Below are 16,856 nucleotides of genomic sequence, written 5' to 3'. Positions count from 1 at the left end.
GGGCCTGCCGATCCTGGAAGCTGTGGTGCGCTACGGTGGCGCCGTCGCCTGCGGTGGCGTCCGCGGGCGCCGTCACGCCGGTTCCTCGCCGGCCCCCGCCGCCAGGCGGGCGCCGATCGCGGTGAGGTAGGCGGTGGCCTCCCGGCCGTTGACCACCCGATGGTCGTAGGTGATGCCGAGGTGGAAGAACGGCCGGGTGCGGGCCACGCCATCCTCGTCGAGGTAGACCTCCTCCTGTAGGGCGCAGAGCGTGACGGTGCAGGTCTGACCGGGGAAGACGATCGGTCGGGCCAGCACGATTCCCGGATCGCTGTGCAGCGAGAGGGTGATGTTCCCGCCCCGGAGATCGGATTCGCGGAGCGTGCGGCGGCGGGCACGTGCCCGGAAGTCCATCAGGGTGCCCGAGATGTCCGCCAGCGTCCGCGCGGCCGCCTCCCGGAGGACGGGGACGTAGAGCCCGCCGCCGACGTCGACCGTGACGCCGATGTCGGGCGTGGCGGCGAGTGTCAGGCTCAGGTCGTCGTGCACGGTGGCGTAGAACAGCGGCCATTCCGCGTGCAGTCGCGCCAGCGCTCGTACCACCAGCTCCGGGATGCCGATGAACCCGCCCTGCCGTCCGCCGATCTCGCGCAGCTCGGCGAGGAGCGGCGCGGCCTGCACCTTGGCCGCGGCGAACGCGCTGGGAATCGTGGCGTGCGAGGCGGCGACCGTCCGTGCGACGGCCCGCTGGTGTGCCGAGAGCTGGCGGCGGTCGCCGGTCCCGCCCCGGCCGCCGGCGCGCAGCGCTGCTACATCGGAGAGCTTGACCACCCGCTTGCCGAGCGCGGCGACGGCCGCCATCGGGATGCCATGCTCGGCCAGGTACTCCGCGGCTGCCCGGCTGACGACCGGAGCCACCTCGGCGCTGCCGGTCCCGCCCGCCGGCTCGGGCGTGTCGGTCGGGGCGGCCGCCTCCGCGCTGCCGGTCCCGTCCGCCGGCTCCGGCGTGTCGGTCGGGGCGGCCAGCTCGGCGTGCACGTGGGCGACGACCTGGCCGGGCTCGCAGGTGGTGCCGGCGACCACGGCGTGCCGCAGGTAGCCGGTCGTCTCGGTGGCCAGGTCCGCCAGTGCCTTCGACGTCTCGATCAACGCCACCGGGTCGCCGGCGGAGACCCGGCCGCCGTCGGGCACCAGCCACTCGGTGAGGACGTACGAGGTGTCGTTCGCATTGAGCGTCGGCACCGCCAGTTCAGCCATGGTTCTCCCCCCGCAGGGCGGCGCGGATCGTCTCGTCCTGGACGAGGAACCGACGCTCCAGGTGCGGTGCGGCCGGTATCACCCCGCAGGCCGGCCGGACCAGGCGCACCGGCTCGGGCAGCACGCCCCAGAGGCGGTCGTGCAGGTGGGCGGCGATCTCGTTGCCCCAGCCGCCACCGGCCACGCCGTCCTCGACCACCAGGATCCGGCGTACCCCGGAGGTGAGCGGCAGTACGGGCCCCACGTCCGCCGGGTACAGGCGGGCCGGTACGAGCAGTTCGCTGACGCACTCGTCCTCGATGAACGCCTGCCGCATCGCCGCGAGTGCCCGTGGCGCCACGCCACCCGGCGCGATGACGAGCTGGTCCGGTCGACCGCCATCCATGATGGACACCCGGGCCCACGTCCCGGCGCCGGGGAGCAGCTCGTACCGGAACAGGTCGTCCACCGACCCGTCACGCGCTGCCGGCGTCGTGTAGAGCACCTTGTCCTCGAAGAAGATGCCGGGCTCCCGCCGGGCGAACATCTCGGTGAGCACGTCCAGCGGGTCGTGGAACGCGGACAGCTCGTACAGTGCCAGACCGGGTACGCCGAGGAAGTGCTTCTGCAGGTTCTGGCTGTGCGTCGGCCCGTACCCGCGGTTGCCGCCGACCGGGCAGCGCACCACCATGGCGATCGGCAGCCGCTGGCCGTACATCGTGACGGACTTGGCGGCGAAGTTCACGATCTGGTCGAAGCAGAGCGTCACGAAGTCGCCGAACATGACCTCGACCAGCACCCGGTCCCCGGCGAGGGCCAGCCCGGCGGCGACCCCGCTCATCGCGCCCTCGCTGATCGGCGTGGCCAGTACCCGGTCCGGATAGCGGGTGGACAGGCCACGGGTGATGCCGAAGGCGCCGCCGTACGGGTCGAGCACGTCCTGCCCGAGCAGGAACAGCCGTGGGTCGTCGGCGAAGAGCTGGTGCAGGGCCGCGGTGAGCCGCTCGGCGACCCGTCCGGCGCTCACCGGGGCCACCCGTCCGGCGCTCACTGCGGCCACCCGGCCAGCGGGCGGGCCAGCACGTCGCGGGCCACCGCCTCGATCCGGTCCCGGGCCCGCGCGTCGGCGGCCTCGAACTCGGCCGGACACCGCGCGGCGTACTGGGCACACCAGTCGCGCTCGGCCAACCTGCGGACCACCTCCGGCGGGCGGGTGTCGTCACCCTTGCTGTGCGGTCCGAGCCGGGCCGTCGTGAACTCCACCACCAGTGGCCCCTCGCCCCGGAGGGTCGCGGCGACGGGCTCGGCGAGCCGGTCGCGGATCTCCGGGATGTGGCTCGTGTCGATCGGCACGTACCGGACGCCGAACGCGGCGGCCCGCCCCGCGATGGTGCCGGACAGGTGACGCTCGATCGGGGTGGTCTGGGCGATCCCGTTGTTCTCCACCAGGACGAGCAGCGGTGCCCGCCACAGGGCGGCGAGGTTGAGCGTCTCGTAGACCACCCCCTGGCCCCAGGTTCCGTCGCCGATGTAGGCCGCGACGAGGCCGTGCCGGCCGCTGGTCCGTCGGTGCATGGCGACACCCAGGGCCACCGGAAGGCTCTCGCCCTGCACGCCGGTCGAGCAGAACCCGTCGCGGTACACGTGCTGGCTGCCGCCGACGCCGCCGCAGACGGCGCCGGCGCGTCCGGTGATCTCGGCGAGCAGGCCGGCCGGGTCGTCGAACTTCGCCAGATAGTGCCCGTGTCCCCGATGGTTGCTGAAGACGAACGCGTCCGCGAGGAACGGGCGCATCGCCACCGGGACGTACTCCTGACCCAGGCAGGTGTGCGTGGTGCCGGGGATGTGCCCGGCGGCGAACAGCGCGAGCAGCTTCCGCTCGAAATGGCGGATGGTCAGCAGCAGGTCCAGGTCCTCGGTGGCGAGGGCATCCGCGGAGGCGACTGCCTCCGCGTCGGTCGCGGCGTCCGGCTTGGTCGTCGCCTCCGGGCCGGTGGCGACGGCGCCGTGGAGCAGCGCCTCGGGCGTGCTCATCCCGGCCTCCCGGCGAGCACCGGTTCGCGGCCTGTTCCCTCGGCCAGCACCGGAAGCCGGCGCCAGGCCCCGGGGGAGCCGCCGTCCTGCGGCGCGCCGGCGCAGACCACGTAGTGTCCGGGCGCGACCGCGTCACGGACGCCGTCCACGGCCCGGGTCAGGCGCGCGTGCAGGTCGGCGAGGTCAGGCACGGGCGCCCCGACGGGCAGGCCGACGTATCCGACGAGGGACCGCCGCCCGCCGTCGTCGGCCGGCAGCACCAGGACGTCGGCGGTGCCGGCGGTCGCCCGTAGGCACTGTTCCACAGAGGACGGGTTGACCCAGCTCCGCTCGACGAACGTCCAGGTGGACAGCGCGGCGGGCGGGCCGAGCCCGGTCAGGGCCCCCACGTCGGTGAGGCGCAGGTCATCCACGGCCGCCTGGGTGATCACCAGTTCCAGGCCGCGCAGCAGGGCCGCGACGTCGGTGCGGGACACCTGACGGGTGTCGGTGAGCACCGCGAGGGATGCGGTGTCCGCCCGGTTGAGCACGGTGACGAACAGGTCGACGCCGGGCAGGTTCATGCCGTACGGCCGCCAGCGGCACGCCGCCTCGCCGGCCAGGTCGGGTGCCCGGAGGAGTTCGGGCGTGGCACCGTCGGCCAGGAACGTCGCCGGCCGGCGGGTGTCGTTGACGAGGCAGCTCCGCATCGGGACCATTCCCCGGCGCAGCGCCTCCCGGGCAAGGGCCGCGTCCCTGGCGGCGGGGTCGTAGCGGGCGTACCGGTGGGCCGCCATCGCCGCCGACCGGCAGGCGAGCGCCAGTTCGCGGAACGAGGCGTCGCCGAGCGGTACCGCGCAGATTCCCTCCTGCATGTAGAGCATCGCCGAGCCGACCGCGGCCGGGTCGGCCATCCGGTTGTTCACGATCAGCCCCAGTGGGCAGGCGGCGACGCCGGTGTGGGCGCCGAGTACCGCCGCGAGACCGGCGAGCAGGACGTGCCCGGTGCTCACCCGGTACCGGGTCGACAACAGGGTGCAGCCCACCGCAGTGGGAGTGGAGTCGAACCGGCACAGCCAGTGCGGGTCGGCCGCCGGGTCCGGGGACTCCGGCGAGACCGGGAACAGCGTCCGTGGCATCTCCGCCAGCCGGTCGCGCCAGAACTCCAGCGCCTCTTCCTCGGTCCGCGCGCCCGCGGCTGACTGCTCCCAGCCGGCCATCCCGGCCGGCTGCCGGGGCGGGGGAGCCTCCGGGGGTTCGCCGCCGGGTAGCAGCGCGGCGAGGTCCTGCCGCAGGGTGGCGATGCTCCAGCAGTCGACGGCGAACGCGGAGACGACCAGCACCAGGTGGACCGGCCGGGTCCCGCCCACCAGCACGCCCACCCGGACCGGCACGTCGCGCTCGTGGTCGACGGGCGTACCCGTCAGCTCGGCGGTGAGTCCCGCCGCCCGGTCCGCCGGCCCGTCGCCCACCGTACCGTCCAGCCGCTCGATGCGCAGGTCGTACGCCCCGGCGCCGAGCAGTCGCTGCACCCGCTCCCCGCCACCGGTGACGGGGTAGCAGGTGCGCAGCGACTCGTGCCGATCGAGGAGGCGTCGGACCGCCGCCCGGATGTCGTCCATCGTGGTCTGGCCGGGCAGCGGTAGGTCGACGGAGAGGAACTCGGTGCCGGTCCGGTACGCCGGCCACCAGGAGCGTTGCGCCCAGGTGAGCGCCGTCGTTCCCGACCGCAGGCCGGAGAAGGCAACACGCTCCTCGCCCACGGCTACCGCATCGTCCACAATCATTCTCCGCCCACCCGAAAATAGTCTGCGGCCGTCCCAGATAACCGTGACTTCCGCCGGACTTTAGGAACGGGTCCATCCGGCGTCAATAGCGACATCGACGCGATCCCGTTACCGCCGCAGGCGTGCTACCTTGGGCGCGCCCAGCGGTCTCGGGGGAGGAATGCGTGGCGGATTCGGCGGCCGGTGACGGCGTGCCAGAAAAAGACATGGCCGACGTCATGACGGTGGTTGTGGACGCCTGGCGGCGGGTCTTCGAGCGGCCGGACCTCGGGCCCGATGACGACTTCTTCGCCGCCGGCGGGGATTCCTTCCGCATGGTCATGCTGGTGACCGAGATCGGCGACCGCTACCGCCTGGCGCTCGACCCGGTGTCGTTCTTCGACACGCCTACGCCACGGCAGATGAGCCGGGTGGTGGCGGAGCTGTTGTCCCGGCCGCGTTGACGTCCCCGCGCCACGCCGCCCACAGCCGCGCGTAGGCGCCGCCCGCCGAGACGAGCTCCCGGTGCGTGCCCAACTCCGCGATCCGGCCGCCGTCGAGCACGACCACCCGGTCGGCGTCGCGGGCGGTGTGCAGGCGGTGCGCGATCACGATCACCGTCCGTCCGGACAGGACGTCGGCGAGCGACCGCTCCAGGGTACGGGCGGACCGGTCGTCCAGCATCGAGGTGGCCTCGTCCAGCACCAGTACCGGCGGGTCGGCCAGGACCACCCGGGCCAGGGCGAGCTGTTGGGCCTGCGCGGGTGACACCGGCATCCCGCCGGAGCCGATCGGTGTGTCCAGGCCGTCCGGCAGTTCGCGTACCCAGTCCAGCGCGCGTACCAGGTGCAGGGCGTGCTCGACCGCGTCCCGGCCAGCGGACGGTGCGGGCAGGGTGACGTTGTACGCCACGGAGCCGCCGAAGACGTGGTTCTCCTGCGGCAGCAGCGCGACGTGCCCGCGTACCAGCTCCGGTGGGAGGTCGGCGATCGGGACGCCGCCGATCCGCACGGTGCCCGAGCGGGGTCGGTCGAGCCCGGCGACCAGCCGGCCGAGGGTGCTCTTGCCGGCGCCGCTCGGCCCGACGATCGCCAGCCGCTCGCCCGGTGCGACGTCCAGGCTCACGCCGTGCAGCACGTCGTCCCTGCCGTCGTACCCGAACCGCACGTCGCGGATTCGCACGCCGGCCTCGCCGCGCGGCCTCGGTGTTGGCGCGGGTCCGCGTGGCGGCTCGGCCCCCGCGACGCCCGCGATCCGGGCGAGCGCGGTAGCGGCGACCTGGACCTCGTCCAGCCAGGTCACCAGCGTGTCCACCGGACCGACCAGCAGCCAGGCGTAGACGCAGACCGCGACGATCTGCCCGAGGCCGGCCCAGCCCTGGCGGTGGCCCAGACCCCCGAGGACCAGCGCCGAGACCAGGACCAGCAGGTAGGCCGCCTCCAGACAGGGCAGCCAGGTGGTGCGTAGCCGGAGCGTGTACCGTTCCGCCGCGCTCACCTCGGCGATCGCCTCGTCGGTGTCCCGGGCCCGCCGCTCGGCCAGGCGTAGCGCCTCGACGGACCGGCCACCGCCTGCGGTCTCCTGGATCACGGCGTTCACCCGCGCCCAGCCGGCCATCTCGCGCCGGTAACCCTCGGGCGCCCGCCGGAGGTAGCGGCGGGTGCTCCAGACGACCAGCGGCAGCCCGACCACGACGCAGAGCGCCAGGGGCGGGCTGGTCAGCAGCATGGCGCCGATGGTCAGGCCGGTCACCGCGGCGGCGACGGTCACCTCGGGTACGGCGTGGCGCAGCGCCGCGGACAGCGTCTCGACGTCCGTGGTGGCCCGGGTCACCAGCTCTCCGGTCGACGACCGCTCGACCGTGGACGGCGGCAGCCGGAGCAGGCGGGCCAGGAAGTCCTCCCGCACCCGCGCCAGGACGAACTCGGCCAGCACGGCGGCGCGGAGTCGGGCCGACCGGGTACAGAGCGCGCGGACCAGCAGGGTGACCGCGAACAGCCCGGCGAGCAGGTCCACCTGGCCGCGCCCACCGCCCCGCTGCACCGACTCGACCAGGGCGCCGAGCAGCCGCGGGCCGGCCAGCCCGGCCAGCGTGGCGACGACGTGCAGGGCCAGCACGGCGAGGAGCGCCCGCCTGCGGTCACGCAGCACGGGGACGACGACGGCCCGCGCCTCCGCCGGGGTGGCGACCGGCAGGGCGTCGCCGGTCACGCCGGCATCACCCGGTCGCTGTCCACGGCACCCCGCGTCACGCAGTCGCGGTAGGCGGCGCTCGTGGCAAGCAGCGCGGCGTGGGTGTGCTCGGCCACCACCCGGCCGTCCACCACCAGCACCACGCGGTCCGCCCGCTCCAGCAGCAGCGGGCTGGTCGACAGGACCACTGTGGTCCGCCCGGCGCGCAGCGTCCGCAACCCGTCCGCGACGCGGGCCTCGGTGTGCGCGTCGACCGCGCTGGTGGGCTCGTGCAGCACCAGGATCTCCGGGTCGGCCACCAGGGCGCGGGCCAGCGCGATGCGCTGGCGCTGCCCGCCGGACAGCGAGCGCCCCCGCTCGGTGACCTGCGCGTCCAGGCCGTCCGGGTGGGCGGCGACGATGTCCTCCGCCGAGGCGGCCCGCAGCGCGTCGGCGACGCTGACCCCCGGGGCGTGCCGGGGCGGGTCGAGCGAGTCCCGCAGGGGCCCGGCGAACAGCACGTCGTCGGAGCCGGCCAGCATGATGCGGCGGCGGACCTCGGGCAGGGCCAGCCGGCGCAGCGGTACCCCGCCGAGGGTGACGTCGCTGTCGACGTATCGGGCGAGGCGGTCACCGAGGTCCGCGGCGTCCGCCGCGGAGCGGCACGCCACCCCGGTCAGGAGCCCTGGCCGGACGGTCAACCGGTAGTCGTGGTCCGCCAGCGGGCTCCCCACCGGCGGGGGCGCCAGTGGCGATCGCGGCGCGGGGACGTCCCGTTCCAGCCGCAGCAGCCCGCTGACCCGGCGGGCGGCGACGTAGCCCTGGGCGAGGGAGCCGGCGATGTCGGCGGCGGCGGCCAGCGGCAGGACCAGGAAGACGGCGTACCCGTAGAAGGTGACCAGCTCGCCGGGGCTGATCCGGCCGGCGAGCGCGAATCTGGATCCGAGCCAGGTGACGGTGACGATGAGCAGCCCCGGTAGCAGCACCTGGGCGCCGTCCAGGACGGAGCGGAACCGACCGACGGCCTCGCTCACCCGGCGCAGGCGTTGGGAGATCTCGCGATAGCCGGCCAGCACGGTCTCCTCACCCCCGATCCCACGCAGGATCCGCAGGCCCGAGACCGCGTCGGTGGCAGCCGTGGCGGTCAGGGCGGCCGCCTCGTGCACCCGTTGCTGCCGCCGCTCCAGCGGTGGCGTCAGCGCGCCGATCGCGACCATCACCACCGGCACACCACCCAGCACCAGCAGGCCCAGCGGCGCGGAGAGGGTGACCAGGACGCCGGCGACGACGGCGATCCCGGCGAGAGTGCCGAACGCGCGGGCCAGTGCCACCAGACTGAAGCCCAGGTGCGCCGACTCGATGCCGGAGAGCGTGACGACCTCGCCCGTGGCGATCCGCCGGGACAGCGTGTCGCCGAGCCAGCCGACATGCCGGACGGTCAGCCGCTGCACGTGGAAGCCCGCGGCCAGCCGGATCCGCACCCCGAGCCGATGGTTGAGCACGCTGGCCGCCGCGCCGACGACGCCGAGCGCGGTGACGACCAGCACCCAGCCGGCGAACCGTCGCCCGCCATCGTCCAGGATCGCGTCGATCGCCATCCCGAAAGCGGCGGGAATGAAACTCCGGCTGCCCATCGCGACCACACCGAGCGCCGCGCTGCCGACCAGACGGCGCCATTGTCGACGGCAGACGGACCTGAAAAATGACGCAGGTGAATGCGCTACCCGCGCATGCGCCGGCTTACCACCAAGGCGATGCACGTGTGGAGGATAGCCGTAGGGCGTCGGCGACACGATCGCTTCATGGACGCCGGGCATCGGCGTTACTGTCCTCGCAACGCCACCGGAGAAGTGGTCCGTGCCGATCGGTGGATTTCGAAGTGGTTGCCGGGGAGGCAGTTGGTGTATCGCTCCATACTCAAATCGAAGATCCATCGCGCCACCGTCACGCGCAGCGACCTGCACTACATCGGTTCGGTGACTGTGGACCTCGACCTCATGGAAGCCGCCGACATCGCGGTCGGTGAGCAGGTGCACCTGGTGGACGTGACGAACGGGGCGCGCCTGGTGACGTACGCCATCGAGGGCGAGCGCGGGTCCGGCGTGATCGGCGTCAACGGCGCCGGCGCACGGCTGGTCCACCCCGGCGACCTCGTCATCCTGATGGCGTACGGCGTGCTGGACGAGGACGAGCTGAAGTCGTTCCAGCCGAAGGTCGTGTTCGTCGACGAACGGAACCGGATAGCGAGACTGGGACATGAGCTCGACCGGTGACGAGGCGGAGCGCGACGGCTACGGGCTCTCACCGATCCAGCGGAGCCGGTGGTTGCTCGACGAACGGAACGGCGCACCGGACGGCCTGCGGTGCGACGTCGAGACGACCGGGCCGCTCGACCCGGTCGCCCTGACCGAGGCCCTGCGGCGGGTGGTCGACGAACACGAGATTCTGCGCACCTCCTTCCCGGTCCCGCGCAACATGCGGCTGCCGGTGCAGGTGATCGCCGACCGGGGTCGGGTCGACCTGCGGGAGGTCGACCTGACCGGAGCGGCGGAGGCCGAGCGGAACCGGCGTCTCGATGCGGCCCTCACCGAACCTGTCGACCTCGACGTGGCCGGCGAGCCGGTGCTGCGGACGCTCCTGATCCGGCTGGCCGCCGACCGGCACCGACTGGTCGTCCGGGCACCCGCGCTGCGTACCGACGGCGGGTCCATGCGGCTGCTGGTGCGCGACGTCGTACGCCACTACGCCGCGTTGACCGGCAGGGCAGGTGAAATCAACGGAGCGCAGGTGTTGCCGCCGGACGCCGAGTCGCCGCCGCAGTACGCCGACGTGGCCGCGTGGCTCGACGACCTGCTCCAGTCGCCCGACAGCGAGCCGGGCCGGTCACACTGGGCGGCGCTGGCGGGCAGGGCGGACGGCACGGAACCGCTCGTCCGGCCGGTGCCGTTCGCCCGCGTACCACCGGGACCGGGCGGCCGGTTCTGCCCGGACCAGCGCGGCGTCGAGCTGCCGCCGGACACGCTGGCCGCCGCGGAGGCGGTGGCCCGGGCGACCGGCGGCACGGTCGAGTCGGTGCTGCTGACCGCCTGGCAGGTGCTGCTCTGGCGGCTGGACCCGGCGACCGACCCGCTCGTGGCGGTGGCCCGCGACGGCCGGGACCTCCCCGAGCTGTCCGATGTGGTCGGCCCGATGACCCGGTACGTGCCCAGACCGGTCCGGCTCGGGGCGGCGACCCCGTTCGACCGCACCGTGGCCGATCTGGTCCCGGCCGACCGCGACATCGACCGGTGGCACGCGTACTTCAGCCTCGCCGAGTGGCGGCGACCGGGCGACCCGGCCGGCGGCGAACCGTACCTGCCGGTGCTCTTCGACTACGCGACCGGGCAGCCGCAGTACCGCGTCGGCGCGGTCACGTTCCGGCTCACCGAGGTGCACGGCTGCGCCGAGCGGTACGACCTGATGCTCCGCTGCGTGCGGGAGGCCGGCGGCCTCACCGCGACGTTGCACTACAACGGCGCCGCCCTGGACGGCGAGGCCGCGGACCGGCTGGCCGGGCACCTCGGCACGTTGCTGGCCGATGCCCTCGACCGGCCGGGTACACCGATCGGGGACCTGGCGGTGCTGACCGGCGCGCAGCGGCGCCAGCTCGCCGGCTTCGGCACCGTCGCGCCGCCCGGGGTACGGGAGCCCGCCTGCTTCCACGAACTGTTCGCGGCGCAGGCGCGGCGCACACCCGACCGGGTGGCGGTGCGCTGCGGCGAGGAGAGCCTGACCTTCGTCGAGCTCGACGAGCGCGCCAACCAGCTCGCGCACTACCTGCGCCGCCGCGGCGTCGGGCCGGACATGCTGGTGGGGCTCTGCCTGGGCGCGTCGCCGGAAGCGATGGTGACCCTGCTCGCCGTGCAGAAGGCGGGTGCCGGCTACGCGCCGATCGACCCGGACGACCCACCGCAGCGGATCGCGTTCCAGGCGCGGGACGCGAGCCTGGCGCTGCTGTTGACCCGTACCGGACTGCTGCCCGTCGGCTTCGACGGCAACGTCGAGATGCCGGTCGTCCGGCTGGACGTGGTCGCGTCCGAGGTACGGAAGGAGGAGGTGATCCCACCGACCCCGCTGGCCCGTCCGGACAACCTGGCGTACGCGATCTACACGTCCGGCTCGACCGGGTCGCCCAAGGGCGTACTGGTCGAGCACCGGTCGGTGAGCGCGTTCCGGGACGCGATGCGCGCGGCCGTGTACGACCGGCACCTGGACGGCCACCGCGACGTCGCGCTGAACGCGCCGCTGACCTTCGACGCCTCGGTGCAACAGCTCGTCCTGCTGCTGGACGGGCACACGCTGCACCTGCTGCCGCAGTGGCTGCGCCGGGACGACCGGCTCCTGGTCGACTACCTCCGCCGTAACCGGGTGGACGTGGTGAACGCCACCCCCACCCAGTTGGAGACGCTGGTCTCGGCCGGCCTGCTGGCCGAGGACGGCGGGCCGGGGCGGCCGCCGGCCCTGCTGCTGGTGGCCGGAGAGGTGCTACCCGCGCCGCTGGCCGCGGTGCTGGGCCGGGCCGGGCGGACCGTCGCCTACAACTGCTACGGCCCGACCGAGTGCACGGTCAACGCCACCGGCGAGCGGGTCGGCCCGGAGGAGCCGCCGGCGATCGGTCGCCCCCTGCCCGGCTACCGCGTCGCCATCCTGGACCGGCGGCTGCGCCAGGTGCCGGTCGGCGTCGCCGGCGAGATCTACCTGGGTGGTCCGGCGGTGGCGCGCGGCTACCTGGGCCGGCCGGAGCTGACCGCGACCCGGTTCGTGCCGGATCCGGCCGCTGGCTCCGGCCACGGACCCACGGCCAGCGAGCCGGGCGGCCGGCTCTACCGGACCGGCGATCTGGGGCGGTTCGGTCCGGACGGCCGGATCTGGTACCTCGGCCGGGCGGACCAGCAGGTGAAGCTCCGGGGATTCCGGATCGAGCCCGCCGAGGTGGCCGCCGCGCTGTCGGAACATCCGGCGGTCCGGGAGGCGGCCGTCGTGGTGCGCGAACTCGGCGGCGGGTGCGGGCTGGTGGCGTACTGCGTCTTCGGGCCGGGCAGCCCACCGTCCGACAGCTCGCTGCGGGAGTTCCTGGCCGACCGGCTGCCCGTGTACATGGTTCCGGCCGTGTTCGTCGCGCTCGACGCGCTGCCGGTGACCCGTGGCGGCAAGCTGGACCGCGCCGCGCTGCCCGCGCCGACCGGGGACCGGCGCGGGGCCGATCTGCCGTACGCGGCGCCGCGGCTACCGCGCGAGGAGATCCTGTGCGCCGTCTGGGCGGCTGTGCTCGGCGTCGACCGGGTCGGCATCGACGACGACTTCTTCGCACTCGGCGGCGACTCGATCCGGAGCATCCAGCTGCGCGCCGCAGCCGCGGAGCGGAACATCCACCTCTCCGTGCAGCAGCTGTTCCAGCACCGCACCGTCCGGGAGCTGAGCCACGCGCTGGACAGCGTCGCCAGCGACGGTGACGACGACGGCCAGACCCGGCCACTGCCGGCGTTCGCCCTGATCGACGATGCGGACCGGTCGCGGTTGCCGGCCGGCGTGGCGGACGCGTACCCGCTCACCCACGGCCAGGCGGGGATGGTGTTCGACAGCGAGTTCCGGCGTGACGCGCCGGTCTTCCACACCACCCGGACGGCGCACCTGCGGGCACCCTTGCGGGTGGACGCCTTCCGGGAGGCCCTGGACCAGCTCACCGACGCACACCCGGCACTGCGCACCTCGTTCGCGATGCTCGGCTACACCGAACCGCTGCAACTGGTGCACCGGACGGTGACGGTGCCGCTGGAGGTGCACGACCTGAGCCATCTGCCGGACGCCGAACAGTCGCGGGCGGTCGCGGAATTCTGCGCCTCCGGCCAGCGGCACCGGTTCGGGTGGGACCGGCCGCCGTTCCTGCGGTTCGCCATCCATCGCCGGTCGGCGGACCGGTTTCAGCTCACCGTGACCCTGCACGAGGCGGTCCTCGACGGCTGGAGCGTCGCGTCGCTGCTGACCGAGCTGTTCACCCGCTACCTGGCGCTGCTCGCCGGGCGACCGGCGGCGGTCCAACCGCACCCGACCTCGTACGCCGACTTCGTCGCCCGGGAGCGGCTCGCGGCCCGGCGCGCCGGGGACGCCGAGTTCTGGACGGACCGGCTGGCCGGGACCGCCGGCACGCCCCTGCCGCGCTGGACGCGGGACGGCGCGGCGGCGCAGCACGTGGTCGAGGTGCCGATCAGCGAACAGACCGGCACCGCCCTGCGGGCGCTGGCCCGCTCACTCGCCGTACCGGTCAAGAGTGTGCTGCTGGCGGCACATCTGCGTGCGGTGAGCCTGGCCACCGGGGAGGCGGACGTCGTCACGGGGCTGGTCTCCAACGGCCGGCTCGGCGTACCCGGCGGCGACCGGGTGCTGGGCCAGTTCCTCAACACGCTGCCGGTGCGGGCCCGGCTGACCGGTACGGGCACCTGGGCGGACCTGGTCCGTGCGGTCTTCGACGCGGAGTCCGCGCAGCTGCCGCACCGGCGCTTCCCGGTGACCCGGATCGTGCGCGGGCAGCGGCACCGGCCGGTCGTGGAGACGGCCTTCAACTTCACCCACTTCCACGTCTACCGCAGCCTGGAACAGGCCGGCATCGAGGTGCTCGACGACGACCTTTTCGACCGTACCGGCCTGCCGCTGCTCGCGGACTTCAGCGCCGATCCGCTCACCGGCTCGATCCGCGCGACGCTGAACTGCACCGACCTGCCACCGGAGCAGGTGACAGCGATCGCCGGGTACTACCGCGAGTGCCTGGCCGACCTCGCCGACCGGCCCGAGGGCCGGTACGGAGAGCCCTGGTCGGCGATCGGCGCGCAGAGCGGTGCGGACCGGCTCGATCAGTGCTTCGCCGAGCTGTTCGAGGCCCGGGTGCAGCGGGCGCCGGATGCCGTGGCCGTGGTCTGCCGGGGTCAGTCGATCACCTATGGCGGGCTGAACGGGCGGGCGAACCGGCTGGCCGAGCTGGTCGCGGACGCCGGTGCCGGCCCGGAGACCGTCGTGCCCATCCTGGCCGGTCGCGGGATCGACCTGGTCACGGCGATCGTCGCGGTGCAGAAGGTGGGCGCGGCCTACACGCCGCTGGAGCCGACCGACCCGGTCCGGCGGCTGCGCGAGGCGTTGCGCCGCAGCCCGGCCCCGCTCGTGCTGAGCACCACCGAGTGCCTGCCGGTGCTCGACAAGGTGCTGGCCGACTGGGAGCCGGCGCGCCGCCCCACGGTGATCACCGTCGGGGCCGCGATCTCGCTCGGCCCGCTGGCGACCAACCCGCCACGCCGGGGCGGCCCGCGCAGCCTGGCCTGCCTGCTCCACACGTCCGGGTCCACGGGTACGCCGAAGGGCGTGATGCTCGAGCGACGCGGCGTGCTGAACCACGCGTACGCCAAGATCGACGAACTCGGGCTGACGGCTGCCGACCGGGTGGCGCAGACCGCCCGGTCCACGTTCGTGGTCTCGGTGTGGCAGTTCCTGGCCCCGCTGATGGTCGGCGCCACGGTGGTCGTCGTGACCGACCACGACGGCCGGGACCCGGCGCGGCTGCTGCGCGAGCTGGCCCGGACCGACGTCACCGTCGCCGAGGCGGTGCCGTCGATGCTGGCCGCGATGGCGACGGTGGCCGGACAGGAGCCGGTCGACCTGCCCCGGCTGCGCTGGATGGTCTCCACCGGCGAGGCGTTGCCGGGGCGTACCGCACGCCGATGGCTGGCACGGTATCCCGCTGCCGGCCTGGTCAACGCGTACGGGCCGACGGAGTGTTCGGACGACGTGACCCATTACCGGGTCCCGGCGACCGTCACCGGTGCCGGTTGTCCGGTCGGCCGCCCGATCCCGCACATCCGGCTCTACCTCCTGGATCGGGACCTGGCGCCGGTACCGGCCGGAACCGCGGCGCAGCTCTTCGTCGGCGGGCCCGGCGTCGGACGCGGGTACCTGGGCGACCCGGCGCAGACGGCGGCGGTGTTCCGGCCGGACCCGTTCCTACCCGGCGGCCGCATGTACCGCACCGGGGACCTGGCCCGGCAGTTGCCCGACGGCACGGTGGAGTACCTGGGCCGACAGGACCGGCAGGTGCAGATCCACGGGATCCGGATCGAGCCCGGCGAGGTGGAGGCCGTGCTGGCTCGGCACGAGGCCGTGGCGGACGCGGTGGTGACGGCGCGGTCGGGGGAATCCGGGACATTCCGGCTGGTGGCCTACGTGGTGGGGCGCGGCGGTACTCCGGTCGACCCGGCGGCGCTGGTCGAGTACGCGCGTGGCCTGCTGCCCGCCGCCTACCTGCCCGCCGCGTTCGTCAACCTGCCGGCGGTTCCCCGGAACGCGAACGGCAAGGTGGACCACGCCGCGTTGCCGGCGCCCGAGTCCGCCGTCCCGACCGGGAGCGAGCCGCACCGGCTGCCGCCCGGCCCGCCCCGCACCCGCACCGAGCGGGTGGTCGCCGAGGCGTACGCCGAGGTGCTCGGCCTCGACGCCGTCGGCGCCGCGGACGACTTCTTCGTGCTCGGCGGCGACTCCCTCTCGGTGACCCTGCTGGCCTTCCGGCTGCGCGTCGAACTCGCCGTGGACCTGCCGCTGCACCTGGTGTACGAGCACCCCACCGTGGCCGAGCTGGCCCGGGTGGTCGACGCCGCGGCCACCAACGCCCCCACCACCGCCGTGACCCCATCGGAGGACGAGTGAGCAGCACCGACGTGGAAACCCTGACCGCCGCCGCGCACATCGTGGACTGCGTCCGGAGGGTGCCCGACCGGTACCGGAGCTTCACCGAGAGTGTCGACCGGACGATACGCACGCACGGAATACCCGCCGCACTGCTGGAATACCTGGTGGAGTGCGGCCTGCCGTACCGTGGCACCGGCGCCGACCGTCGCTTCCACAAGGACGACCTGGAGAACATCGGGCTCTACATGCGACTGCCGTGCCCGCGCCGGACGGCGATGCGGTGGTGGTCGCGGGCGCTCAATCTCGTCGACGTGCAGGTCGAGACCACGTTCGCGATCGAGGTGGTCGGCGACTGCCCCGAGCCCGGTCACGACGGGCCCTGCGACATCCGGTTGCAGCCGACTCTGGCCGAGAGCGCGGACGAGGGCACGTTCGAGGCCCTGCGGCCGGGGCACTACAAGCTGAACCTGACCCGTACGCCGTCGCGGTACTCCTTCGGCGCCCCGTACCTGGAGATGATCGAGGAGGTTCGGGCGCTGGAGTTCCACATCCTGCCCGACGAACTCTCCACCGATCTCGGCTTCGTCCGGGACACCGGGCTGGCCGACTGCCGGCTCGCCACCCGGCACCTGGTGGACATCGCCACCCGGCGTGGCGTACCCGCGCGGCGGGCCTGCGGCGGTTTCATCGCCATCCCGTACCCGATCTACCACGAGTGGATCGAGTTCGAGGTGGACGGCGAGTGGTTGGGCGCCGACCCGTTCCTGCTGATCTCGATGGAGCGGTGGGGCACCGTGGACGCCGAGCAGTGGCCGCCGAACCGGTCGTTGCAGTTCGTGCTCTGGGCGTTCAGCCGCGACTTCGGCCACCTCATCACCCATCGGGGTGTGCCGTTCTTCCCGGCCATCACGGTGTTGTCGCAGGAACCGGCCGAGGCGCGGCGGGGATGACCGCCGGCTCGGCGTGACCACCGCCCGCCTGGGC

At 73.9% G+C, this 16,856-nt stretch carries 10 protein-coding genes; 4 read left to right on the top strand and 6 right to left on the bottom strand.

Annotated features, from left to right (window positions below; translation table 11 throughout):
* Window positions 1-72: 72 nt before the first annotated feature.
* From R6Y94_RS36180 to R6Y94_RS36165, 4 genes are read right to left on the bottom strand one after another with little or no spacing between them, the layout of a single operon-like run.
* Window positions 73-1,236, bottom strand: coding sequence for a 2-oxo acid dehydrogenase subunit E2 (locus tag R6Y94_RS36180; RefSeq protein ID WP_318400992.1), 1,164 nt, complete (start codon window positions 1,234-1,236; stop codon window positions 73-75).
* Window positions 1,229-2,242 (bottom strand): alpha-ketoacid dehydrogenase subunit beta, encoded by a 1,014-nt coding sequence (locus tag R6Y94_RS36175; protein WP_318400991.1) that lies wholly within the window; start codon window positions 2,240-2,242, stop codon window positions 1,229-1,231. Before R6Y94_RS36175 ends, R6Y94_RS36180 begins: the two co-directional genes overlap by 8 nt.
* A 20-nt stretch (window positions 2,243-2,262) precedes the next feature.
* Window positions 2,263-3,249 (bottom strand): thiamine pyrophosphate-dependent dehydrogenase E1 component subunit alpha, encoded by a 987-nt coding sequence (locus R6Y94_RS36170; protein ID WP_318400990.1) that lies wholly within the window; start codon window positions 3,247-3,249, stop codon window positions 2,263-2,265.
* Entirely contained in the window at window positions 3,246-5,015 is a 1,770-nt protein-coding gene (locus tag R6Y94_RS36165; RefSeq protein ID WP_318400989.1) for a condensation domain-containing protein, read from the bottom strand. The genes R6Y94_RS36170 and R6Y94_RS36165 overlap by 4 nt, the downstream gene beginning before the upstream one ends.
* 164 nt (window positions 5,016-5,179) lie before the next feature.
* Between R6Y94_RS36165 and R6Y94_RS36160 the strand changes: the two genes are divergently transcribed.
* Window positions 5,180-5,458: an acyl carrier protein gene (locus R6Y94_RS36160; RefSeq protein ID WP_318400988.1), complete on the top strand. Its 279-nt coding sequence runs from the start codon at window positions 5,180-5,182 to the stop codon at window positions 5,456-5,458.
* Here R6Y94_RS36160 and R6Y94_RS36155 read toward each other — a convergent pair.
* Both R6Y94_RS36155 and R6Y94_RS36150 read right to left on the bottom strand, forming a co-directional pair.
* A complete protein-coding gene (locus tag R6Y94_RS36155; RefSeq protein WP_318400987.1) occupies window positions 5,403-7,205 on the bottom strand; it encodes an ABC transporter ATP-binding protein in 1,803 nt (600 codons plus the stop codon). The genes R6Y94_RS36160 and R6Y94_RS36155 overlap by 56 nt on opposite strands.
* Window positions 7,202-8,800, bottom strand: coding sequence for an ABC transporter ATP-binding protein (locus tag R6Y94_RS36150; protein ID WP_318400986.1), 1,599 nt, complete (start codon window positions 8,798-8,800; stop codon window positions 7,202-7,204). The genes R6Y94_RS36155 and R6Y94_RS36150 overlap by 4 nt, the downstream gene beginning before the upstream one ends.
* 267 nt (window positions 8,801-9,067) lie before the next feature.
* Between R6Y94_RS36150 and panD the strand changes: the two genes are divergently transcribed.
* From panD to R6Y94_RS36135, 3 genes are read left to right on the top strand one after another with little or no spacing between them, the layout of a single operon-like run.
* The gene (gene panD / locus R6Y94_RS36145) at window positions 9,068-9,439 is read left to right on the top strand and encodes an aspartate 1-decarboxylase (RefSeq protein WP_318401047.1); all 372 of its coding nucleotides are present in this window, start codon (window positions 9,068-9,070) and stop codon (window positions 9,437-9,439) included.
* Window positions 9,423-15,890 carry a non-ribosomal peptide synthetase gene (locus tag R6Y94_RS36140; RefSeq protein WP_318400984.1) on the top strand — a complete coding sequence of 2,156 codons (6,468 nt, stop codon included), beginning with the start codon at window positions 9,423-9,425 and terminating at the stop codon, window positions 15,888-15,890. The genes panD and R6Y94_RS36140 overlap by 17 nt, the downstream gene beginning before the upstream one ends.
* Window positions 15,887-16,822, top strand: coding sequence for a hypothetical protein (locus R6Y94_RS36135; RefSeq protein WP_318400982.1), 936 nt, complete (start codon window positions 15,887-15,889; stop codon window positions 16,820-16,822). The genes R6Y94_RS36140 and R6Y94_RS36135 overlap by 4 nt, the downstream gene beginning before the upstream one ends.
* Window positions 16,823-16,856: the final 34 nt, after the last annotated feature.

Source organism: Plantactinospora sp. KLBMP9567, assembly GCF_033446045.1.
In the GTDB taxonomy this organism is placed as follows: domain Bacteria; phylum Actinomycetota; class Actinomycetes; order Mycobacteriales; family Micromonosporaceae; genus Plantactinospora.
This window is presented reverse-complemented; position numbering and strand designations above follow the sequence as displayed.